The 22,462-nt window shown below is 62.4% G+C and carries 16 protein-coding genes; 7 read left to right on the top strand and 9 right to left on the bottom strand.

What is annotated here, in order from left to right; genetic code table 11:
• Positions 1-48 precede the first annotated feature (48 nt).
• Positions 49-1,845 carry a gamma-glutamyltransferase gene (ggt, locus tag NAV33_RS12740; RefSeq protein ID WP_255980557.1) on the bottom strand — a complete coding sequence of 599 codons (1,797 nt, stop codon included), beginning with the start codon at positions 1,843-1,845 and terminating at the stop codon, positions 49-51.
• Positions 1,846-2,113: 268 nt separating this feature from the next.
• On the opposite strand from ggt, the gene cysM reads away from it, so the two are divergent.
• From cysM to NAV33_RS12710, 6 genes are all read left to right on the top strand, one after another.
• Positions 2,114-3,016, top strand: coding sequence for a cysteine synthase CysM (gene cysM, locus NAV33_RS12735; RefSeq protein ID WP_255980555.1), 903 nt, complete (start codon positions 2,114-2,116; stop codon positions 3,014-3,016).
• 33 nt (positions 3,017-3,049) lie between these two features.
• Positions 3,050-4,405, top strand: coding sequence for a 23S rRNA (uracil(1939)-C(5))-methyltransferase RlmD (rlmD, locus tag NAV33_RS12730; RefSeq protein ID WP_255980553.1), 1,356 nt, complete (start codon positions 3,050-3,052; stop codon positions 4,403-4,405).
• Positions 4,406-4,769: 364 nt separating this feature from the next.
• Complete coding sequence (gene relA / locus NAV33_RS12725) at positions 4,770-7,013, top strand: GTP diphosphokinase (protein ID WP_255980551.1); 2,244 nt, start codon at positions 4,770-4,772, stop codon at positions 7,011-7,013.
• A gap of 162 nt (positions 7,014-7,175) precedes the next feature.
• Positions 7,176-8,006, top strand: a complete 831-nt coding sequence (mazG, locus tag NAV33_RS12720; protein ID WP_255980549.1) for a nucleoside triphosphate pyrophosphohydrolase — start codon at positions 7,176-7,178, stop codon at positions 8,004-8,006.
• Between the two features lie 121 nt (positions 8,007-8,127).
• Positions 8,128-8,667 carry a DUF2058 domain-containing protein gene (locus tag NAV33_RS12715; RefSeq protein ID WP_255980547.1) on the top strand — a complete coding sequence of 180 codons (540 nt, stop codon included), beginning with the start codon at positions 8,128-8,130 and terminating at the stop codon, positions 8,665-8,667.
• A 540-nt stretch (positions 8,668-9,207) separates the two neighbouring features.
• Entirely contained in the window at positions 9,208-9,360 is a 153-nt protein-coding gene (locus tag NAV33_RS12710) for a hypothetical protein (RefSeq protein ID WP_255980545.1), read from the top strand.
• Positions 9,361-9,362: 2 nt separating this feature from the next.
• Here the strand turns inward: NAV33_RS12710 and NAV33_RS12705 are convergent, their stop codons facing one another.
• Both NAV33_RS12705 and NAV33_RS12700 read right to left on the bottom strand, forming a co-directional pair.
• The gene (locus NAV33_RS12705; protein ID WP_255980543.1) at positions 9,363-10,055 is read right to left on the bottom strand and encodes a phosphoribosyltransferase; all 693 of its coding nucleotides are present in this window, start codon (positions 10,053-10,055) and stop codon (positions 9,363-9,365) included.
• A 3-nt stretch (positions 10,056-10,058) separates the two neighbouring features.
• Positions 10,059-11,390 (bottom strand): erythromycin esterase family protein, encoded by a 1,332-nt coding sequence (locus NAV33_RS12700; protein WP_255980541.1) that lies wholly within the window; start codon positions 11,388-11,390, stop codon positions 10,059-10,061.
• Between the two features lie 185 nt (positions 11,391-11,575).
• On the opposite strand from NAV33_RS12700, the gene NAV33_RS12695 reads away from it, so the two are divergent.
• Complete coding sequence (locus NAV33_RS12695) at positions 11,576-11,809, top strand: hypothetical protein (protein ID WP_255980539.1); 234 nt, start codon at positions 11,576-11,578, stop codon at positions 11,807-11,809.
• A 7-nt stretch (positions 11,810-11,816) separates the two neighbouring features.
• On the opposite strand, the gene pdeM is transcribed toward NAV33_RS12695, so the two are convergent.
• The 6 genes from pdeM to NAV33_RS12665 form a co-directional block, all read right to left on the bottom strand.
• Positions 11,817-12,473, bottom strand: coding sequence for a ligase-associated DNA damage response endonuclease PdeM (gene pdeM / locus NAV33_RS12690; RefSeq protein ID WP_255980537.1), 657 nt, complete (start codon positions 12,471-12,473; stop codon positions 11,817-11,819).
• Between the two features lie 154 nt (positions 12,474-12,627).
• Positions 12,628-15,237 carry a ligase-associated DNA damage response DEXH box helicase gene (locus tag NAV33_RS12685; RefSeq protein ID WP_255980535.1) on the bottom strand — a complete coding sequence of 870 codons (2,610 nt, stop codon included), beginning with the start codon at positions 15,235-15,237 and terminating at the stop codon, positions 12,628-12,630.
• A gap of 193 nt (positions 15,238-15,430) precedes the next feature.
• A complete protein-coding gene (locus NAV33_RS12680) occupies positions 15,431-17,137 on the bottom strand; it encodes an ATP-dependent DNA ligase (protein WP_255980533.1) in 1,707 nt (568 codons plus the stop codon).
• Between the two features lie 88 nt (positions 17,138-17,225).
• Positions 17,226-18,242, bottom strand: coding sequence for a ligase-associated DNA damage response exonuclease (locus NAV33_RS12675; RefSeq protein WP_255980531.1), 1,017 nt, complete (start codon positions 18,240-18,242; stop codon positions 17,226-17,228).
• Between the two features lie 80 nt (positions 18,243-18,322).
• The gene (locus tag NAV33_RS12670) at positions 18,323-18,877 is read right to left on the bottom strand and encodes a hypothetical protein (protein WP_255980529.1); all 555 of its coding nucleotides are present in this window, start codon (positions 18,875-18,877) and stop codon (positions 18,323-18,325) included.
• 274 nt (positions 18,878-19,151) lie between these two features.
• A complete protein-coding gene (locus NAV33_RS12665) occupies positions 19,152-22,424 on the bottom strand; it encodes a DEAD/DEAH box helicase (protein WP_255980527.1) in 3,273 nt (1,090 codons plus the stop codon).
• Between the last annotated feature and the right edge of the window lie 38 nt (positions 22,425-22,462).

The raw sequence follows: 22,462 nt of genomic DNA, 5'->3' as shown, positions 1-22,462 counted from the left end.
CGCGCCCCGCGGCGAATGCGGGCCGCAGGCTTGCCCGAAGATCAGCGCTCACTCGCCCATCACTACCCCTTCACGACGCGGATCGGCACCGCCGAACCAGCCGCTGTCGGTGCGCTGAATAGCCTGTAGTCCGCTGGTCATCTCCGTCTCGTTGACCTCATGACCTCGCGCTTTAAGCGCCTGCACCGTGCTGGCCGGGAATCGGCCGGCTTCCAGCACTGTCGGACCATTGAAGCTGCCGAAATTGGGCAGGTCGATCGCCCGCTGCGCATCCAGCCCCCAGCCGTACATGCCCAGCAGTGTCTTCGCCGTGAAGTGGATGATCGCCGCGCCGCCTGGCGAGCCGACACTTGCCAGCAACTTCTCGCCCGCAGCATCGAACACCAGCGTCGGGCTCATGCTCGAGCGCGGACGCTTATTCGGCTCGACGCGGTTGGCCACCGGCCGGCCCTGGGCATCACGTGGTACGAAGGCGAAATCGGTGAGTTCGTTGTTCAGCAGGTAACCACCGGGCAGCCCGGTACCGCCGTCATTGAGCAGGCGCGAACCGAACGCTTGTTCGATAGTCGTGGTCATCGCCAGCGCGTTACCTTCGGCATCGACAATGCTGATATGGCTGGTGCCGTACTCCGGCTGCTCAGCCTGCGATGCGAACGCGATGGGCATGGCGCCAGGTTCGCCGGGCTCGGCGGTGCCCATGCTGCGCGGACCGATCAGCTCGGCGCGCTGCTTAAGATAGTCCGGTGCGAGCATGCTGTTCCAGGTCCGCCCCGGTACGGGAACGAAATCCGGATCAGCCAGATACTTTGCACGATCGGCGTAGGCCAGACGCGCCGCTTCGGTATAGCGGTGCAGGAACTCGACTGACGGTACACCCTGATCCAGTGCCGGCAAGGGTCCCAGTTGCTCCAGTATTCCGAGGATCTGCATTTGGGTGATGTGCCCGGAAGAGGGCGGTGGAAAACCGCAAACCTGATACTGGTTCCGCCAGAGATTGCAGAGAGCGTCGCGCTGACGCGGCTCGTAGACCTCAAGGTCGCTTAGCGTGATCTTCCCGGCGTTGCCCGGATGGCTGTTTACCTGTTTAACCAGCGCTTGGGCATTGGTGCCGCGGTAGAAGGCATCGCTGCCATCCTGCGCAATGTTGCGCAGCAGTGCGGCGAGGGCGGGGTTGCGCAGTCGGTAACCGACAGGCCACGGCTTGCCGTCCGGCTGGTAGTAAAAGGCTGCCGCGGGCGGGTTGTCGCGTAGCGCTGGGTCGCTCTGGAGCAGGCTGTGCAGCCGTGGACTGATGGCGAAGCCATCCTCGGCAAGACGAATTGCAGGTTGCAGCAGTTTTCTCCAGGGCAGCTTGCCGTACTGCTGGTGTGCCTGTTCAAGCATCTTCACCGTGCCAGGTACACCGACCGAGCGGCCCCCAACCACGGCCTGAAGGAAGTCCATGGGTGTGCCGTCTGCATTCAGAAACAAGTTTTCATTGGCAGCGGCCGGCGCCGTCTCTCGCCCGTCCAGCGCAGCGACATTTTCACCGTCCCAATACAGTAGAAAGGCACCGCCGCCGAGCCCGCTGGACTGCGGCTCGACCAGGCTCAGAACCATCTGCACCGCAACGGCGGCGTCCATCGCGCTGCCACCGGCCTTGAGAATTTCGTAACCCGCTTCTGTCGCCAGCGGATTGGCCGCGGCCACGGCGAAGCGTTCGACGGCCCAGCCGGGCTTTGCGGTGTAACCGCTTGAGGCCTCCGGAGCTGGCGGAGTATCGCTGGATGGGCCATCCGGATTGGTGCAAGCGGTAAGGCTGAGGAGGAGAAGCGTTGAAACCAGTGCGGCGCGTCCGGCGGGCATGGCGGGTTCCTTAGTAAAAGGTAAAAGCTCGAAGATAGATTCTTTATAGACCTAACGACAGACAAGCATCGGCCAAGCTTGATCGGCCAGCGTCGGCATTTCGCGGTACAACTGGCTCGCCTTGTAGTTCGCTGCGTTCTTAAGTTACGGGCTCGTGCTGGTTCGGTTCGTGCCGTTCAGGATACGAGCAAGGGTCAAGCGGTCTGCCCGTCTGCGGTCGTTGCCGGTATCATGTGCGCCTTCCAATGCCGCTCGGTTCATCGACGCCATGACAATTCAGTACCCGACCATTGCCGATTGCGTCGGCAATACTCCGCTGGTTCGCTTGCAGCGTCTGCCCGGCGAAACCAGCAATACCATTCTGGTGAAACTCGAAGGCAACAACCCGGCCGGATCGGTCAAAGATCGTCCGGCGCTGTCGATGATCGCGCGTGCCGAAGCGCGCGGCGACATCAAGCCCGGCGATACGCTGATCGAAGCCACGTCCGGCAACACTGGCATCGCCCTGGCCATGGCCGCGGCGATCAAAGGTTATAAGTTCATTCTGATCATGCCGGACAACTCCAGCGCCGAGCGCAAGGCGGCCATGACCGCCTACGGCGCCGAGCTGATTCTGGTGAGCAAGGACGAGGGCATGGAAGGCGCCCGTGACCTGGCTGTGAAGATGGCCGCCGAAGGTCGCGGCAAGGTGCTCGATCAGTTCGCCAACGGCGACAACCCCGAGGCGCATTACACCAGCACCGGCCCTGAGCTATGGCAGCAGACGGGTGGCAGCATCACTCATTTCGTCAGCTCCATGGGCACCACCGGCACCATCATGGGCGTGTCGCGCTATCTCAAGGAACAGAACCCGGCGATCCAGATCATCGGGTTGCAACCCATGGAAGGCGCGTCGATTCCGGGCATTCGCCGGTGGCCGGAAGAGTATTTGCCGAAGATCTACCAGGCCGAGCGTGTCGACCGTATCGTCGACATGGCCCAGGCCGAAGCCGAGGACGTGATGCGTCGCCTTGCCCGTGAAGAGGGCATCTTTTGTGGCGTGTCCTCCGGTGGTGCGGTGGCTGGCGCGCTGCGCCTGTCACAGGAAGTCGAAAACGCCGTGATCGTCGCGATCATCTGCGACCGGGGCGACCGTTACCTGTCGACAGGCGTCTATGACCAGCCCAATTGACCCGACAACGCGCGCACAGGGCGGAATTCGCTGATGGCCAAACGCAGCAGCGGCTTGCGCTTTCAGCCCAGTGGTGGCGAGAAGAAGCCGCAAATACCAACCGGCAAGAAGCAACGCCTGAATATCGAGCGTTTGGCCAACGACGGCCGCGGCATCGCCTTTCTCGACGGTCGGACCTGGTTCGTCGAGGGCGCCTTGCCGGGCGAGAACGTCGAGGCGCGGGTACTGGGCGCACGCAGCCAGATCGTCGAAGCCCGTAGCGAACGTGTACTGGACGCCAGTGCGCCACGCCGCGTGGAGCCCTGTCCGCATGCCCGCGTCTGTGGTGGCTGCAATCTGCAGCATCTGGCCGCCGCAGACCAGCTGGAACTGAAACAGCGCAGCCTCGCTGAGCAGCTGTCGCGGCTGGCGGGTATCGAGCCGCAGATCTGGGCGACACCGCTGAGCGGGCCCGAGTTCGGTTATCGCCGCCGTGCCCGGCTGGCGGTGCGCTGGGACAACAAGGCCCGGCGGCTGGACGTCGGTTTTCGCGCTGGCGCCAGCCAGGACATCGTTTCGATCCACGAATGCCCTGTGCTGGTACAGCCTTTGCAAATGCTGCTGCCGGCGTTGCTGGCCGTTTTGCAAGCCTTAGACAAACCGCAGGCGATCGGTCACGTGGAGCTGTTCAGCGGCACGTCCGAAGCTGTGCTAGTGCGCCATACGGTGGCGCTGGCAGACGCGGATCTGCAGCGCTTCAAGGCGTTCGCACTGGAGCAGGGCGCGCAGCTCTGGTTGCAGGGCGAAGGCCAGCCGCAGCCGCTGGAGTCGGCGTATAGGCTCGGCTACCGCCTGCCGGCTTGGGATCTTGAATTGGCCTGGCGGCCGGGCGACTTCGTTCAGGTCAACGCACCGGTTAACGAGGCGATGGTGGCGCAGGCGCTGGAATGGTTGGTACCGGAGCCGGGCGAGCGGGTGTTGGATCTGTTCTGTGGACTGGGCAACTTCGCCCTGCCGCTGGCCCGTAAGGGGGCTGAGGTGATTGCAGTCGAGGGCGTCGAAGAGATGGTCGAGCGCGCCCGCACCAATGCGGCGCATAACGGTCTGGAGAATGCGCACTTCTATCAGGCGGACCTGTCGAAGCCGCTTATCGAAGCGCAGTGGGCCAAAGGCGGTTTTGCCGCGGTGTTGCTGGATCCGCCGCGTGACGGCGCGCTGGAACTGGCCAGGCAAATGCAGACTTTAGGAGCACGGCGCGTGGTTTATGTTTCATGTAATCCTGCAACGCTGGCACGCGACGCCGCAGAGCTGGTGCGCCAAGGCTTTCAACTGAAACGGGCCGGGGTGCTGGACATGTTTCCACAAACAGCGCACGTCGAGGCCATGGCGCTCTTCGAGCGGCCGGCGTAGCGCTGGAATTTTCGACAGGCAAAAGGCCTGTGGTTCAACCGACCGACTCCGAGAAAGTCGGCGTATTCGACGCAGATGATGAGCAGGGTCTGTTCCCGTTTCGCTGCGAGCCGCGTTGCTGCGCCAAATGACGCCAGGCAAGGCGCGGGACGCCGGTAATGGTTGTTCCCTTACCAAGTCCCGCAACGCCGCCTGGCGTCATTTGCCGCGCAACCCGGAGGGACGGGCCAGTTTTTGCGCGATACTGCGTTTCTCGTCGCTTATTTGAACGACCAAACTGCGCGACTCGTGCCTTGTCTCGCGCAAAAGCTGGCTCCGTCGCGGCCGCGACGAAACGGGAACAGACCCTGAGGAAAGGTAATAGATGGTCCAGGTCAGAGCGCTTCAGCCGATCAATACCGACGGCAGCATCAACCTCGATGGCTGGCTCGATCATGTGCTGGGGATGGACCCGGCACTCGACCGCGACGCACTCAAACAGGCCTGCGAGTTCGCCCGCGCGGCTGAGCAGCAGGCCAACGCCGCGCAGAATCTCTGGAGCGAAGGCACCTCGAGTTACCAGACCGGGCTTGAGATCGCCGAGATCCTCGCCGATCTCAAACTTGACCAGGACAGCCTGGTCGCGGCGGTCATGTACCGTGGTGTGCGCGAAGGCAAGATTCAGCTGGCAGAGGTGCATCAGCAGTTCGGCCCGGTGGTAGCCAAGCTGATCGAAGGCGTGCTGCGCATGGCCGCCATCAGCGCCAGTCTCAACCCGCGCGAGTCGCTGGTACTGGGCACCCAGACCCAGGTGGAGAACCTGCGCAAGATGCTCGTGGCCATGGTTGACGACGTGCGCGTCGCGCTGATCAAGTTGGCCGAGCGCACCTGCGCGATCCGTGCGGTGAAAAATGCCGACGATGACAAACGCCACCGCGTCGCTCGCGAGGTATTCGATATCTACGCACCGCTGGCGCACCGCCTGGGCATCGGCCATATCAAGTGGGAATTGGAAGATCTGTCCTTCCGCTATCTCGAGCCCGAGCAGTACAAGCAAATTGCCCAGCTGTTGCATGAGCGTCGTCTGGACCGCGAGCAGTACATCGACAGCGTGGTGCAGCAGCTCAAGGAAGAATTGACGGCTACCGGCATCGATCCCGAGATCGACGGCCGCGCCAAACACATCTATTCGATCTGGCGGAAAATGCAGAAGAAGGGTCTGCAATTCAGCCAGATCTACGATGTTCGCGCCGTACGTGTGCTAGTGCCGGAAGTACGCGATTGCTACACCGCGCTGGGGATCGTGCATACGCTTTGGCGGCACATTCCCAAGGAATTCGACGACTATATCGCCAACCCCAAGGAGAACGGCTACCGCTCACTGCATACCGCCGTGCTCGGCCCGGAGGGCAAAGTGCTGGAGGTACAGATCCGTACCCAGGCCATGCACGAGGAGGCTGAGCTGGGCGTCTGTGCGCACTGGCGTTACAAGGGCACCGACGTCAAGAGCACCTCCAACCATTACGAGGAGAAGATTTCCTGGCTGCGTCAGGTGCTCGAATGGCACGAGGAACTGGGCGATATCGGTGGTCTGGCCGATCAATTGCGAGTGGATATCGAACCCGACCGCGTCTACGTATTCACGCCTGACGGCCATGCGATCGACCTGCCCAAAGGTGCCACACCGTTGGACTTCGCCTACCGCGTGCATACCGAAATCGGCCATAACTGCCGCGGCGCCAAGATCAATGGGCGCATCGTGCCGCTCAACTACAGCCTGCAGACCGGTGAGCAGGTCGAGATCATCACCAGCAAGCACGGCTCGCCGAGCCGCGATTGGCTGAACCCGAACCTGGGCTACATCACCACCTCACGCTCGCGGGCAAAGATCGTCCACTGGTTCAAGCTGCAGGCTCGCGATCAGAACGTCGCTGCCGGCAAGGCGATGCTGGAACGTGAGCTGGGACGTCTCGATCTGCCACCGGTCGACTTCGACAAACTGGCCGAAAAAGCCGGCCTGAGGGCCGCTGAAGATATGTTCGCCGCGCTTGGCGCCGGCGATTTGCGTTTGGCCCCGCTGGTCAATCATGCCCAGCAATTGGTGGAGCCGGACGGCCATTCCGATCAGCTCGAATTGATCCCGCGTCGCCCTACCAGCACCAAGCCGGGCAAGCGCGGCGACGTGCAGATTCAGGGCGTCGGCAATCTCCTGACGCAAATGGCAGGCTGCTGCCAGCCGCTGCCGGGCGACCCCATCGTGGGCTATATCACCGTCGGCCGTGGCGTCAGTATCCACCGTCAGGATTGCGCCTCGGTGTTGCAACTGGCCGGGCGCGAGCCGGAGCGGATCATCCAGGTCAGTTGGGGCCCGATCCCCGAGAAAACCTATCCCGTGGATATCGTCATCCGTGCCTATGACCGTTCCGGCCTGCTGCGCGACGTCTCGCAGATCCTGCTCAACGAGCGGATCAACGTACTCGCCGTCAACACGCGCTCGAACAAGGAAGACAGCACGGCGTTGATGTCGCTGACCATTGAAATTCCAGGGCTGGATGCTCTGGGGCGGCTGCTTGGCCGGGTTTCGCAACTCCCGAACATCATCGAGGCCAAGCGTCAGAGAGCGACGTGAGGCGCTCTCCGGCGGTGTTGCCGGCCGCGTCACGGTGGATGGGTGAAGCGTCAGCTACGCGCCCCGATCCACCCTACAATCGGCTTGACTCCGTAGGGTGGATTGTCGCTTTTTACATCCACCGAAACGCCGCTACGATTGCCGCTCGGCCCGAGGAATCCTATGTACCAACTCAACGACCTGCTGCATCTGATGGCCCGGCTGCGTGACCCCCAGAATGGCTGCCCTTGGGATCTACAGCAGGATTACGCCAGCATCGTGCCGCACACCCTCGAAGAAGCCTACGAAGTCGCCGATGCCATCGAGAGCGGGGATTTCGATCATCTGCCCGGTGAGCTCGGCGATCTGTTGTTTCAGGTCGTCTATTACAGCCAGCTGGCAAAAGAGGAAGGGCGCTTCGAGTTCGACGCGGTAGTCGACGGCATTACTCGCAAATTGTTGCGCCGCCACCCGCATGTCTTCCCCGACGGAGACCTTTACGGTTCGACTGAATTGCCGCGCCTCGACGAGGCGGCGATCAAACAGCGTTGGGAAGAGATCAAGGCCGAGGAGCGCGCCGAGAAGGCCGGTGCACCGGAGCAATTGTCTCTGCTCGACGATGTACCCAGCGCGCTTCCGGCGCTAAGCCGTGCTGCCAAGTTGCAGAAGCGAACCGCCCAGGTAGGCTTCGATTGGCCGGATGCGTTGCCGGTAGTGGATAAGGTGCGCGAAGAGTTGGACGAAGTGCTCGAAGCCATGAGCGAGAACGACCCCGAGGCCATCGCCGAAGAGATTGGCGACCTGCTGTTCGTCGCGGTGAATCTGGCGCGGCATCTGAAGGTCGACCCGGAGAACGCACTGCGCGCAGCCAATCGCAAATTCGAGCGGCGCTTCCGCTTTATAGAACAAGCCTTGCGGGATAGCGGCCGGCCCATCGAGAATTGCGATCTGGAAGAGCTCGACATGCTCTGGGGCGAGGCGAAGAAAGCCGAACGGTTGCCTTCCTGCGGTTAACAGCCAAGACAATTCGAAGACCTGGATGGCCATTTCATCCACCACAATTCTCCTGGGTGAATCGACAAAGCCTGATCCACCCTACGTCTAATTTTGAATCCACGACGAGACGAGCCGACACATGAGTCTTTCCCTTCGCGACCAGCTGCTCAAAGCCGGGCTGGTCAATGAGAAGCAGGCCAAACAGGCCGGCAAGCAGCAGCAGAAACAGCAGCGTCTGGTTAAGAAAGGCCAGGCAGAAAAGGATGACTCTCAGCGCGAAGCGGCGCTAAAGGCCCAGGCCGAGAAGCAGGCCCGGGACCAGGAATTGAACCGCCAGCAGCAGCAAAAGGCCGAGCAGAAGGCGCGTACTGCGCAGATCAAGCAGCTGATCGAAGGCAGCCGCCTACCCAAGTTGACCACCGAGGATTACTACAACTTCGTCGATGACAAGAAGGTCAAGCGTCTGTCGGTGAACAAGCTGATGCGTGACAAGCTGTCCAGCGGCTCGCTGGCCATCGTCCGCCATGGTGGCGGTTACGAAGTCATTCCGCGCGAGGCGGCGTTGAAGATTCAGGAGCGCGATCCGCGCCGTATCGTCCAGCTCAACACCCAGACCGAAGCTCCGGATGCGGACGATCCTTACGCTGCCTACCAGATTCCCGACGATCTGATGTGGTAACGAACCTGCCGATACCCACAATCAAATCGTAAGAGCCAGAGGACGCCAAGGCTTTGCTGGCGAAGCGCTCAAGGCGGTTCGCGAGCAAGCTCGTTCCTACGAGGAGCGTGCGGATCGTTGCGTTGGCTGCTCCGGTGCTATTTCGATCAACCATCGTGCAAGCCCAGCAGGGCCTCTTTTGTAGGAGCCAGCTTGCTGGCGAATGTGGTGCTCTTGTTCGCGAGCAAGCTCGCTCCTACGGGGAGCGTGCGGATCGTTGCGGTTGGCTGCTCCGGTGATAATTTCGATTCCCATCGTAGAAGCCCAGCAGGTCCTCTTTGTGTAGGAGCCAGCTTGCTGGCGAATGCGGAGTGCCTGGTCGCGAGTAAGCCTGTCATGCGCGAGGCGTGCGGGTGGTTGCGGTGAGCGGCTTTCATGCGCGGGAATCGCTGTTTGCTGAGGGCTGGCTCCCCGACGGAAGGACGGATATCTGCCGGCCGCTCGGCCTCTACTGCTGTAGACCTATCCGGACTTTCCGGTACAGCAGCGGAGGACAGCGACATGGAAACAGGTTATTTGGATGACAACCAGACGCTCAGCTGGCAGGCCAACGGTGTGCCGGGTGATCCAGAAGAACCAGGCGTACCGGACCTGCCCAGCGAGCCGGGCGAACCGACGATCCCGGACCAGCCGCCACCTGCACCAGTGGCCTGATTTCAAGGTTCTGCCGGCTTGTCCGCTATGAAGGCTTGAGCACGCGCGAGCAGGTCGATGACCTGTTCGTCGCGAGTCTGGTCGAAATTACTGTAATGACATCCGACACCGATGAAGGGCTCGGGCATCGCCAGGCACACCAGTTCATTCACCTCCGTTCGCAGCATCTCGATCACATCCCTCGGCCCGACAGGTACCGCGAGCACGATTCTGCTCGGATTCGATTGTTTCAATCCCTTCAGCGCCGCTCTTACGGTCGCGCCAGTGGCGACGCCGTCGTCGATCACGATCACGCAGCGATTGCCGAGCAAGGGCGCTGGCCGATCGCCACAGTAGCGCTGGCGACGACGCTCCAGCTCCGTCAGCTGGCGCTGCATCTCTTCGTCAAACCAGTTTGGCGGCGGCGCGATCTGGTTGAATAGCTCCTGGTTGATCACCCACTTGGGCTCGGCGCCGTCGATCACCGCACCCAGCGCCAGCTCCTCGTTACCCGGCGCGCCGATTTTGCGCACCAGCACCAGATCCAGCGGCGCGTTCAGGCTCTTGGCTACTTCGAAGGCAACCGGCACGCCGCCGCGTGGCAGAGCGAGCACCAAGGGTTTCGTATCGGCCAGATGCAGCAGCGCCTCGGCCAGTTCCTGGCCGGCATGGACGCGGTCGCGGAACAAATTGGTTTCAGGAATGAACGCACGCATGACTCACTCTCCGAATGGATAGGTATCCGGAACGATGTCGTCGTCGATCTGCTGTGGGCCGATGGGCGTCACTGCCGTCGTCTGCTCCAGCCATATCAGGGCGTCGAACTGTTCAGAGAGTATGGCTTGGAAATAATGACTCTGACGTTCAGTGGCCGGACGGTAAATGACGCCTATGGCGCGCTCGAGCCGCGGCTTGGCCAATGCACGGCGCAGTTCGTCATCGTCGCGCCAGGTTGTCAGCGATGCCGGCTTGCCGGCGCGCAGAAACATTTGCTCCCAGCTGTCCGGGCGCGAAGGACGGACCTGCTTGACCTGCATCGGCTCGTCCCAGTTATCCGCCGCCGCCACCTCGCCGCGATCGGTTGCCATGCCGATCAGCACCGCGTCTCGGCCGAAGGCGGTACGGCATAGCTCGCCGATATTGAACTCACCGCCCCAGCCCATGGACGTCGAGGCGGCGTTGCCGATGTGCGAGTTGTGCGCCCAGACCACCGCTTTGGCATCGTCGCCGCGGTGCTCCAGCAAGGCGCGCAGAGTGTCGAACATATGTCGGTCGCGCAAATTCCAGGATTCGGTCGAGCCCTGGTACATGGACCGGTAATACTGCTCAGCGGCAAGCACGACACGGGCGTTGCGCTCGGCGTTGAAGAAACTGTCACCATCTGTTTCCAGATATTCCAACCGTTGATCGAGAAGCGCGCGTAGTTGTTCGACCACTGCGTTTTCGCAGGACGGCTGGCCAAGCATCACGTTGTGGCCGTAGATCGCCGGCTCCTCGTGCCAAGGGCTGAGGCAACCGTAGCGGTGGCGAGCGGCGCTGGCGGCTTGAGGGTCGACGCGGTCGAGATAGCCGAGCACTTCCTGAATCGATGAGCCAAGGCTGTAGACGTCCAGCCCGCGAAACTCGACGCGCCGCTCGGGCGGCAGAGTGTCGTTGTGATCTCGCAGCCAGCGCGCAAAATCCGCGACTTCCTGGTTGCGCCACATCCAGGTCGGGAAGCGTTTGAAGCCTTCTTCGACCCACGTCGGCGGCTGTTTCTGGCGCACGTAGCGGTCGATCTTCGTAGCGTCCGGCCAATCCGCTTCGGCGGCGATGATGGTAAATCCGTGTTGCTCGATCAGCCGGCGGGTGATGGCCGCTCGGGCGCGGTAGAACTCCGAAGTGCCGTGGCTGGCCTCGCCGATCAGCACGACCCGTGCGTCGGCGAACTGATCGAAATGATTGGCAAAGGTTGGATCGTCGACCGGCGGCAGCGGAGTGGCATGCTGACGCAGCAACTCTGCCAACTGCTCTTCGGTCATCTCGGTAGGCCGTGGGCGAGATTGGATCATGGCCTCGTCTCCTTGCTTGCTCTTCTATCGATGACCGACGTTGCATACCTCTGTTCGGACCGTTCGGCAGGTCGTCCGATCAAGCATAAGCGGCAGAACTGAAGGTGACGGGCTAGTCTCTAAACAAAGCAACGCCAATATCGGCGAGAGAATTTTGCCGAAGGCGCTAAGAATGAGGGGGCATCATGACGACCTGGATCATCGCGTACAGCAAAGACGGCAACACCTCTATCCTCAGGACCGAATCCGATCACCAGCCGGATATAGATGAGGCAGTAGCGCTGGTTACCCAGAAGGCCGAACAGGAATATACCGGTGAGGAAAATGCCTTCGAGCATGACCCGGACATAGAGGAGACGCCAGCCACGCTTCTGGCCGAACGCTTCGGCATCACCGTAACCGGCATTTCGCAGGCTTGATTGCCGGTCACGCTACCCGCCACACGTTGTTATCCCCAACCACGTACAGACGCCGACCTGGGTCGGCGTCGAGCTCCATCATGCCGGTAAAACTGCCAAACGCCGGCAGCAGGCTCACCTGCGCGCCGATGCAGAAGCAGGGCAGGCGCAAGCTCTGACGTCCCCGTCCGATGAGGCGATAAGCGGGGTGTACGTGGCCAGCCAGCACGTGATGAGTAGGGTGCGGATCGGGTTCGTGCTGCAGGGCGAACGGGCCGAGCAGCAGCGGCTCGGGGACCACGGCCATGTCGAGCGTCGCCGGTGGGTCGCCAGCGCGGCGATCGTGGTTGCCGCGGATCAACGTGACTTCGAGCTGGGGGTGCGTTGCGCGCCATGCATGCAGTTGCGCCAGAATGGCGGGCGTCTGGGATTCCGGTGCGTGCAGAAAATCGCCGAGGAAGATCAACTGCCGACAGCTGTAGCGGGCCAGTAAGGCATCCAGTCGCTGCAGATTGGCTTGGGTGGTGCCGTGTGGTACCGGCTGACCGAGACGGCGGTAGGCGGCGGCCTTGCCGAAATGGATATCGGCGATCAGTAGCGCTTGCAGCTCCGGCCAGTAGATGGCTTTGTCGGCGAGTAACCAGAGCTCGGTGTTTTTCAGTTCGATGGGCAAGTATGGGGTCATTGGGGGCAGTCTAATCTGTTGGCCCGGCGATGGTCTGTGTTGTGCCGTTTCGCGAGCAAGCTCGCTCCTACAGGAGCGTTACGGTGACGGAGTTGAGCACTGCTTTTTGTAGAGCGAGCTTGCTCGCGAATAGCCTCGCCCAAAGCTCATCGCATTATGGTTTCGCCTTCTTCGGCCTCGGCGTGCCGTCCTTGGTCATGCGCGGTTTGCGTTTCGGGCTGGTTTCCCGCTCGACCGCAATGGCGTCGCCTTGCTCGGGCTGATAACCACCGGGACCGGCGGCTTTGTCGAGCTCGGCGACCATTCGGCGGATACGGTCGGCCAGCTTTTCCGAACTCATGCTCTCGCGAAAACGCTCGACCATCAGCGGAAAGGCCAATGGCGTGGTGCGCTTGACCTGATGAATGTCCAGCCGACGCTGTTGCAGGCGCGTCAGGGTTTGTTCCAGCCGCTCGACCTCCAGTTCCTGGCGCAGCACTTCCTCTTCTGCCTGGGTCAGCAGCAGGTTGTCCGGGTCGTACTGGCGGAACACATCGAAGAACAACCCACTGGAAGCCTGCAGCTGCCGGGCGCTTTTCTGCGCGCCTGGGTAGCCGGAAAACACCAGTCCCGCAATACGCGCAATCTCGCGGAAACGCCGGCGTGCCAGTTCGCCGGCGTTAAGGCTGGCGAGCACGTCGTGCAGCAGGTTGTCCTGGCTGAACAAGGCGGGCGTCAGCCAGTGCATCCAGTCCACTTCGGTGGCCGAAAGCAGTTCGAACCCGTAGTCATTGACCGCGATGGAGAAGGTCACCGGCTGGCGCTGGCCCATTCGCCAGGCAAGCAGGCTGGCGAGGCCCAGGTGCACGTGGCGACCGGCGAAGGGGTAGAGAAACAAGTGCCAACCTTCGCGGGATTTCATCACCTCGGCCAGCAGCGTGGTTTCAGTGGGCAGCGCCGACCAGCCTAGCTGTACTTCTAGCAACGGCTGCACCAGGCGCATCTCGTCACTGGCGAACTCACCGCGCGAGGCAGCGCCGAGTTGTTCCACCACCGCATCGGCCAGCTCGCTGGAAAGCGGCATGCGCCCACCGTTCCAGCGTGGCACAGCGGCCTTCTTGCCAGTGGCACGGCTAACGTAAGCGGTCATGTTTTCCACCCGCACCAATTCCAAGAGGCGTCCGGCGAAGAGGAAATTGTCACCCGGTCGCAGGCGCGCGATGAAACCTTCCTCCACCGAGCCCAGTGAGCGGCCACTGCCACCCTTGGCCCAGAATTTCACGGTCAGGCTGGCATCGCTGACGATCGTACCGATGCTCATCCGATGGCGCATTGCGACACGCCGGCTCGGGACCTTCCACAGGCCGGTTTCGTCCGGTTCCACCCGCTGATAATCCGGATAGGCCGTAAGCGAATGCCCACCGTGACGGACAAAAGCCAGTGCCCACAGCCACTGTTCGGCATCGAGATCTCGGTAGGACCAGGCCCGGCGCACCTCGGCGTAGAGCTCATCCGGCCGAAAACCACCGCCCAGCGCCATGCTTACCAGATGTTGCACCAGCACATCGAGCGATCGATGCGGAGCGCTGCGGGCTTCGATCCGCCGTTCGGCAACGGCGACATGAGCGGCCGCGGCTTCCACCACTTCGAAGCTATGTGTCGGCACCAGTGTGACTCGCGAGGCCCGCCCAGGCGCATGACCAGAGCGCCCAGCGCGTTGCATCAGCCGCGCCACGCCCTTGGGCGAGCCGATCTGCAGCACGCGTTCGACGGGCAAAAAATCCACGCCCAGATCGAGACTGGAGGTGCAGACCACCGCCTTCAGCGCACCTTGCTTGAGTCCCAACTCCACCCAGTCCCGTACTTCGCGGGCCAATGAGCCGTGGTGCAGCGCGATCAACCCGGCCCAGTCCGGCCGCGCATTGAGAATCGCCTGATACCACAGCTCCGATTGCGAGCGGGTATTAGTGAACACCAAGGAAGTGGCCGCCGATTCGATTTCTTCGACCACCTGCGGCAGCATGCGCAGGCCCAAATGCCCAGCCCAGGGAAAGCGTTCAATGCTGGGCGGCAACAAAGTGTCGACGCGCAGCTCCTTGTTCATTTTTCCTTGAACCAACCGGCCTGTGCCCGGATGCAGAAGCACTTCCAGTGCGTGCGGTTGATTGCCGAGCGTGGCGGATAGCCCCCAGACGATCAGTTCCGGCATCCAGCTACGCAGCCGCGCCAACGCCAGCTGCAGCTGTACGCCGCGTTTGTTGCCCAGCAGCTCGTGCCACTCATCTACCACCAGCATGCGCAGCCCGCCGAAGGCCTGGCGCGCATCGGCGCGGGTCAGCAACAGGGTGAGGCTTTCCGGTGTTGTGACCAGCGCACTCGGTAATCGGCGGCTTTGTCGGGCGCGTTCGGCGCTGGCGGTATCGCCGGTGCGCAGGCCAATACTCCAGTTGATGCCGAGGTCGTCCAACGGCGCCTGGAGTGCTCGGGCCGTATCCGCGGCCAGGGCGCGCATAGGAGTGATCCAGAGGACTGTGAGTGGAGCAGGTTTGTCCGATGGCTTGGCGAGTGCATCCGACTCTTTCGCGGGCAAGCCCGCTCCTACAGAAGCGAAACGATCGAGCGCGCCGAGCCAGACGGCGTAGGTCTTGCCCGAGCCGGTGGTGGCGTGAAGCAGGCCGGATTCGCCGTTTTGCACGGCTTGCCAGACTTCCTGCTGAAACGAAAAGGGTTGCCAGGATTTACTGGCGAACCAATTTTCGCCAACTGTGGCTGGTCGGTTGCTCATGCTTCGCGCCGCGAATACGCGCGAACATAAGGCGCCGCGTGGCTGCGATTCGCCAGCAAGCTGGCTCCTACAGAAATGCGACGGCGTTGAGGTGCGACATGGCACTTGTAGGAGCGAGCTTGCTCGCGAACAGACGCCGCCGCGTGGTTGTGGATCGCCAGCATATTGGTCCCTACGGGAGCGCATGGCCGCGTCATCCCAGCAATTCCTTCAACGTCTCCAGCGTATCGGCTTCCTCGACCGGCTTGTCGTGGCGCCAACGCAGCATGCGCGGGAAGCGGACGGCGATGCCGCTTTTGTGCCGGCTGCTGGCGGCGATGCCCTCGAAGCCGAGTTCAAATACCAGTGTCGGCGTCACGCTGCGCACCGGTCCGAATTTTTCCACGGTGGTCTTGCGCACGATGGCGTCGACTTTACGCATTTCCTCATCGGTCAGCCCCGAATAGGCTTTCGCGAAGGGCACCAGCTTGCGCTCCGGCGCGCCTGGTTCGCCGTCCCAGACGGCAAAGGTGAAATCGGTGTAAAGGCTGGCGCGGCGGCCGTGGCCTCGCTGGGCATAGATCAATACCGCGTCCACCGAGTAGGGGTCGATCTTCCATTTCCACCAGGTGCCGACATCCTTGGTGCGACCCACGCCGTACTGCGCCGCGCGAGCCTTGATCATCATGCCTTCCACACCCAGGGCACGAGATGCCTCGCGCTGGCGAGCCAGATCAGCCCAATCGCTGCCTTCGATCAAGGGCGAGGCCATCAGGATCGGGTTGGGGCATTGTGCTACGACCGTATCGAGTTGCTCTCGTCGCTCACGGTGTGGTCGTTGGCGCCAGTCTTCGCCTTGCCATTCCAAGAGGTCGTAAGCGAGCACCGCGACGGGTGCGTCTTCAAGCACCTTGGCAGTGAGGTTTTTGCGGCCGATTCGTTGTTGCAGCAGGGCAAAGGGCTGTACGCCGAAGCGGGCCGGCTCGCTGCCTGTTGCGGATGAACTCTCGAACAGCGCGGCTGGCTGCTCTGTCGGTTGCGACTTCCAGACCACGATTTCACCGTCGATAACGGTGCCGTCCGGTAGGCATCCGGCCAGTTCGCAAAGCTCAGGGAAGCGATCGCTGACCAATTCTTCGCCGCGTGACCAGATCCATATCTGCCCGTCACGCTTGACCAGCTGGGCGCGGATGCCGTCCCACTTCCATTCGATATGCCAGTTATGGGGCGATCCAAGCAGCTCTTCGAATTGCTCCACCGGTGCTTGCAGCGAGTGGGCGAGAAAGAAGGGATAGGGCTGGCCGCCGCGCTGTGCGTGCTCGTGCTCCGATTCATCGGCAATCAGCGTGAGGTAGCCTTCAGCACTCGGCCGGTGCGATAGGTCGGTATAGCCCACGAGTCGCTGTGCTACGCGCTTGGGATCGAGGTCCACCAGCGAGGCCAGCGCGCGGGTTACCAGAAGCTTCGACACGCCGACGCGAAAGGCGCCGGTGATCAGCTTGATGCAGACCATCAGACTCAGGCGGTCCAATTGCGCCCATAGCTCAGGCAGGCGTAAGGCCAGTTCTTCGGGCGGCTGTCCGCGTAGCGGCAGCAACTTGTCCTGCATCCACACGGCGAGGCCGTCGTCGGAGCTATGGGCAGATTCGGGAATGAGCAGCGAGATGGTCTCGGCCATGTCGCCGACGGCTTGATAACTCTCCTCGAATAGCCACTCCGGTAGGCCGGCGGCCTGCATGGCCGTTTCACGCAATACTCGGGTCGGCACCAGCTGGCGCGGTCGCCCGCCGGCGAGAAAGTACACGGCCCAAGCGGCGTCGGCAGGGTCGGCTTCCCGAAAATAATCGCGCATGGCGGCGAGCTTGGCATTGCTCGAGGTGGTCGCATCGAGGCGGCTGTAGAGCGTGGCGAAGGCTTTCATCGGACGCCGCCGTGCCAAGTAGCGATTGAAAGGGCTTCGCGAGCAAGCCCGTTCCTACAGGGGAGCAGGGCGGAGCAGGAATGGAGGATCACTGAGCCTCCGGTTCAGGCGCATCGTCTTCGTCGCCATATTCGGTTTCGAAGGCCTGCGCATCGAGGCCGCGCATTTCACGCAGGTAGCGCACCAGCACCGGCACCGAGCCATGGGTGACCATCACCCGCTCGGCGCCGGTCTGTTCGATGGCCCAGAGCAGGCCGGGCCAGTCGGCGTGGTCGGAAAGTACGAAACCACGGTCGACACCGCGACGGCGGCGCGTGCCGCGCAACATCATCCAGCCGCTGGCGAAGGCGTCGGCATAGTCGCCGAATCGGCGCATCCAGGTACTGCCGCCAGCCGAGGGCGGGGCGAGGATGATCGCCTGCTTCAGGCGCGGGTCGCCCTTTTTCAAATCTCCCGCATAAACGGTCGGCGGAAGGTAAACGCCGCCTTCACGGTAGACCTTGTTCAGTGGTTCAACAGCGCCGTGAACCACCACTGTGCCGATGCTTTCATCGAGCCCGTGAAGAATCCGCTGCGCCTTGCCAAAGGCATAGCAGAACAACACGCTGGCACGGCCTACCGCGGCGTTGGCCCGCCACCAGTCGTTGATTTCTCGGAATACTTCGGTCTGCGATGGCCATTGATAGATGGGCAAGCCGAAGGTCGATTCGGTGATGAAAGTATGGCAGCGCACCGGCTCGAAGGGGGCGCAAGTGCCATCGGGCTCGACCTTGTAGTCTCCTGAGGCGACCCAGACTTCGCCGCGATATTCCAGGCGTACCTGCGCTGAGCCAAGCACATGGCCGGCGGGGTGAAAGCTGAGTTTTACGCCGTGATGGTCGATGGATTCGCCGTACGCCAGCGTTTGCAGCGGCATATCCGCCGCGATTCGCGAGCGCAGGATGCCTTCGCTGTCGCTGGATGCCAGGTAATGGTTCATGCCCCAGCGGGCATGGTCGCCGTGGGCATGGGTGATCACGGCGCGGTCGACCGGACGCCAGGGATCGATATAGAAATCGCCGGGCGGGCAGTAGAGGCCTTCTGGGCGGGCAACGACAAGGTCCATTGAATACAGGCACTTTGAGGGCTTGTAGGGTTGGAGCCTGTCGGGGCTGAAGGAGTTCGGGCGGACGCCGCCCGATAGGTTCAGTCCTGCAGTTTCAGGTGCGAAATGTCAGGTACCGGTGCATCGCTCGCGCGGCGGCGTTCACCCATGTCGCTGCCCACAGGGGCCAGGCTGAACTGCGAAAGGTCAACGGCGGGCGCTTGAGTAGGCGCACGGGCATCCTGCAAGTCGGCACCTACCGGTGCAATACCGAAGTCCGGCGCCTCGACGTCGACAAAAGCTGCCATATATTCGTCGCGAGGCACGACCTTGAGCGGCGACGGCGCGGCCGTAGAGGTTTGGGTGGCTGCTGGCGTCGTGGGCTCTACCGCTGGCGGCGGGGCCAGTTCGATCTCTTCGACTTCCACCGGTAGGGCTCGAACCTCGGCGATCGCACCGGCACGGGCCATGGCTTCGCGGTATTTTTCCACGTTGGCGAAGTCCAGGTCCTGCTTGATCACTATCCGACGACCGGAAAACAGCAGCGCGATGCGCTGGGCATCGGCCTGGAACAGGCGCGTGAGATTGGCCTCGACCTGTTCCAGTGTGGCGCCCGGTGCGAGTTGGCCGGAAAAGGCGATCTCATAGCGGCTCATGATTACGTTCCTATATTGGGCGGGGCCGATGTGTTGATCATAGAGATTGGATTTCGGGCTTGAAAGCGGCGGGCATCAAAAAGCCGTTGGAGGTCGGCCTAAAGGCGGTTCCTTGTGGGGGCTTGTCAGGCTAGGGGATAACAGCTTCTCCCTCACCCCAGCCCCTCTCCTGGCTTGCTGCGTACTTTCACCGAGGGGAGAGGGAGCTGCTCATGCAAGGTAACGAGCGAAGGCGTCCAGCCTACCCGCCGCCTGAAACTGGAAGTCTCAATCCTCAGCTCAAGCTTCCCAACGGGGCGAGCAGTGCCTCGATATCGTTCTGCTCCAACTGCCACTCGCCCTGGTTGCCTGAATCCAACACGCCGGCGGCCAGGTCGGCCTTACGTCGCTGTAATTGCTGAATGCGTTCTTCGACGGTGCCACGTGTGATCAGGCGGTAGACGAACACCGGTTTGTCTTGGCCGATGCGGTAGGCGCGGTCGGTGGCCTGGTTCTCGGCGGCTGGGTTCCACCAAGGATCGTAATGAATGACGGTGTCGGCGGCGGTAAGGTTGAGGCCGGTGCCGCCGGCTTTCAGGCTGATCAGAAATACCGGCACCTCACCGCGCTGGAAACGCTGCACCGGGGTGCGCCTGTCTCGGGTTTCGCCGGTAATCTGCACGTAATCGATGCCGCGCTGACGCAGGCTGTCCTCGATCAGCGCCAGCATCGAGGTGAACTGTGAAAACAGCAGCACGCGGCGGCCTTCGGCGAGCAGTTCCTGGAGCATGTCAAGCAAGCTGTCCAGCTTGCCGGAAAAGCCGCTCTTGGCCGAACGGCCCGCTTCACCCTTGACCAGGCGCAAGTCGCAGCAGACTTGGCGCAGCTTGAGCAGCGCTTCGAGGATGACGATCTGGCTGCGCGCCAAGCCCTTGCGGTCGATCTCCTCGCGGACCTTGCGATCCATCGCCAAACGCACCGTCTCGTATAGATCGCGTTGGGCCGGGGTCAGGTCCACCCAATGCACAATCTCGTTTTTTGGTGGGAGTTCGCGGGCCACCTGTTCCTTGTGACGACGCAGGAGGAACGGGCGGATGCGGCCGATCAGATGTTGCAGCCGCTCCTGGTTGCCATGCTTTTCTATCGGAGTGCGATAGGTGCGGTTGAACTCCTTGGCGTTACCCAGCCAGCCTGGCATCAGGAAGTGGAACAATGACCACAATTCGCCGAGGTTGTTTTCCATTGGCGTGCCGGTCAGGCACAGGCGTTGCCGCGCTTGCAGCCGGCTGGCAGCCTGGGCGGCCTTGCTGCTGGCGTTCTTGATGTTCTGCGCCTCGTCCAGGATCAGCACGTGAAGAGGTTGTTCGCTTAGCGGCTCGATATCCCGGGGCAACAGCGCATAGGTGGTCAGCAGGACATCGTAATCGCCCAGCGCATCGAAGTGCTTGTGCCGCGCCGTGCCATGCAGGGTCAGCAGCCGCAGATCCGGGGTGAACCGCGCCGCTTCGTCCTGCCAGTTGGGTATCAGGCTGGTGGGCATGACGACCAGGCTGGGACGGTCCAGGCGCCCGGCCTGTTTTTCGGTAAGCAGGTGGACCAGGGTCTGCAGGGTCTTGCCCAGACCCATGTCGTCCCCAAGAATGCCGCCGACTTCCAGCGCACGCAGGGTTTGCATCCAGCTCAGACCCTCAAGCTGATAGGGACGCAGTTCGGCATTCAGACCGGTCGGTGCCTCGCAGGGTTGCTGCTTGTAGTCCAGCAGGCGCCGGCCAAAATCGCGTAACCGCTCGCCACCCTGCCAGTCCAGCGGCAACTGCTCCAGGTGATTCAAGCGCACGGCGTCGGCCTGATCCAGCCGCAGGCTGTTGCCGAGCTCCGGTTGCAAGTAAAGGTCGCCCAATGTCGCGAGGATCGGCTTGAGCCGGCCGAACGGCAGCATCACCTGAAGCGGCTGAGCGTTGTCGCGCTGGCGCAGCTGCACCCGCAGTGTTTCATCGTCGCCGCGCTGGGCCAGCTGCGGCGCAGCGAGCAGCGTCGGATTCTTGCGGATCACGTCGAGAAGCACCGGTAGCAGGCTGATGCGCTCGCCTTCGACGACGATGCCCAGTTCCAGGTCGAACCAGCTGTGCTCCGGCGATTCCTCCACTTGGGCATACCAATCGTCTATAGCGGTGAGGTCGTAGGCGAAGCCTGGCTGAATGACGATCTCCCAGCCTTCGTCGCGCAGCTGTGGCAGTTGCTCGGCGAAGTGCAGCCAGGCGGCTTCGTTGGGCAGCTCGAACATTTCTGCCGAGTCCTTCGGCAGCGCCTGACTCTGCCGCAGAGCAGGGCGCAGGCCCAGCTGCTGAAGACGCTGGCGCAAGGCCTGCTCGGCCGTGGGTTGGCGGGCAATGCTGAGCACATCCTGGCCATTGATCTGGCGAACCCGCTCTGCAGCTTTGCTTTTGCCGTGTACGGCGCTGCAGTCATAGACGAAGCTGAGTCCGGCGCGGTGCTGTTGGTCGTTGATCATCCGTCCGCTAGCGGCGTGGTAGTTCGTGACGTGACGGCTGCCGAGTGTCAGCCGTGCCTGGGGAAGAAGGTCGTCGATGCGCCTTTCGGTCGGCCGAGCGGGCGCAGGCAGTTCCGGGGCAATGTCGCTCAGCGAGAGGCTGAATAGCGCGACCTGGCCAGCGGGCACCTCTGGGGCGCCGATCAGGTGCCGTGCCAACGCATCGCTTAGCCCGTGGCGAACCATGCCGATTTCGTTGCGAGTCTTGTCCAGATAATGGAGCGGGTCGACCGCCGTGAGCAGTTCGGTGCCCTCTGGCGCCAGGTTGACACGCAGAGCGCCGTCGCTGGCGTCGCGCCATTCCAGCCGGACCTCGCGACAAAGGCCGGGCTGCAGCGGCGGCTGTTCGAAATTCAGATAGGCACGTCCAGTTTCCAGCGCCAGACGCAATGCTTCGCCGCCGTTCGGGCCGTCGAGCCAGAAGCTGTGGCCGGCACTCTTGCAAAGGCTCAGCAGGGCTGCGATGCGCAGGTCGATCGGTTGCAGGAAGCGCGGCTGGCGGAAGCTCGCCTCGCGCATCGCGAAATAAGGTTGAATATCGCTGATGCTGCTGTCCTTGAGCTGGCGCACCTTGAATACGGCAACGGTTAGGTCTGGCTCGATCAGATAACGCAGGCTGTTCTGCGGTAACGCTGCGGGCGCTTCGCCGAGGGCTTCGGGCAGTTGCGAAAGCCAAGTTTGCAGCGCGCCGGGCAGGCCGTCTTGCGTCTTGTCAGCAGGTTCGTTGAGTTCCGTTTGTTGTCGCTCAAGCACATACAGGACCGCCGCCGCGTGTTTGCAGACCCATCCTACCGGGCAGGTGCACAGACAGTGCAATTCCCCGCGTGGGCTAATGGAAAGCGTCTGGCGGTAGCGGTTGCTACCGGAGCCAAGGCAGCTGGCGATAACCCTCTGGTCCGTTTGCTGTTCGATCCGAACCCGCTCCTGCTTGGCGTATTCCAGGCCACGGTTCAGGGCAAGGGGCGAGAAGTAAGCCGTCCAAGGTTCGGGGATATGGTCGAAAAACGCGTCGGGCATAGCTACCGGCTAGGGGTCGGTGGTCAAGCCGGCGCAGC

The organism is Stutzerimonas stutzeri, assembly GCF_024448715.1.
Taxonomy (GTDB): domain Bacteria; phylum Pseudomonadota; class Gammaproteobacteria; order Pseudomonadales; family Pseudomonadaceae; genus Stutzerimonas; species Stutzerimonas stutzeri_AR.
Note: the sequence above shows the minus strand (reverse complement) of the source record. Positions and strands in the feature narration are given on the sequence as shown.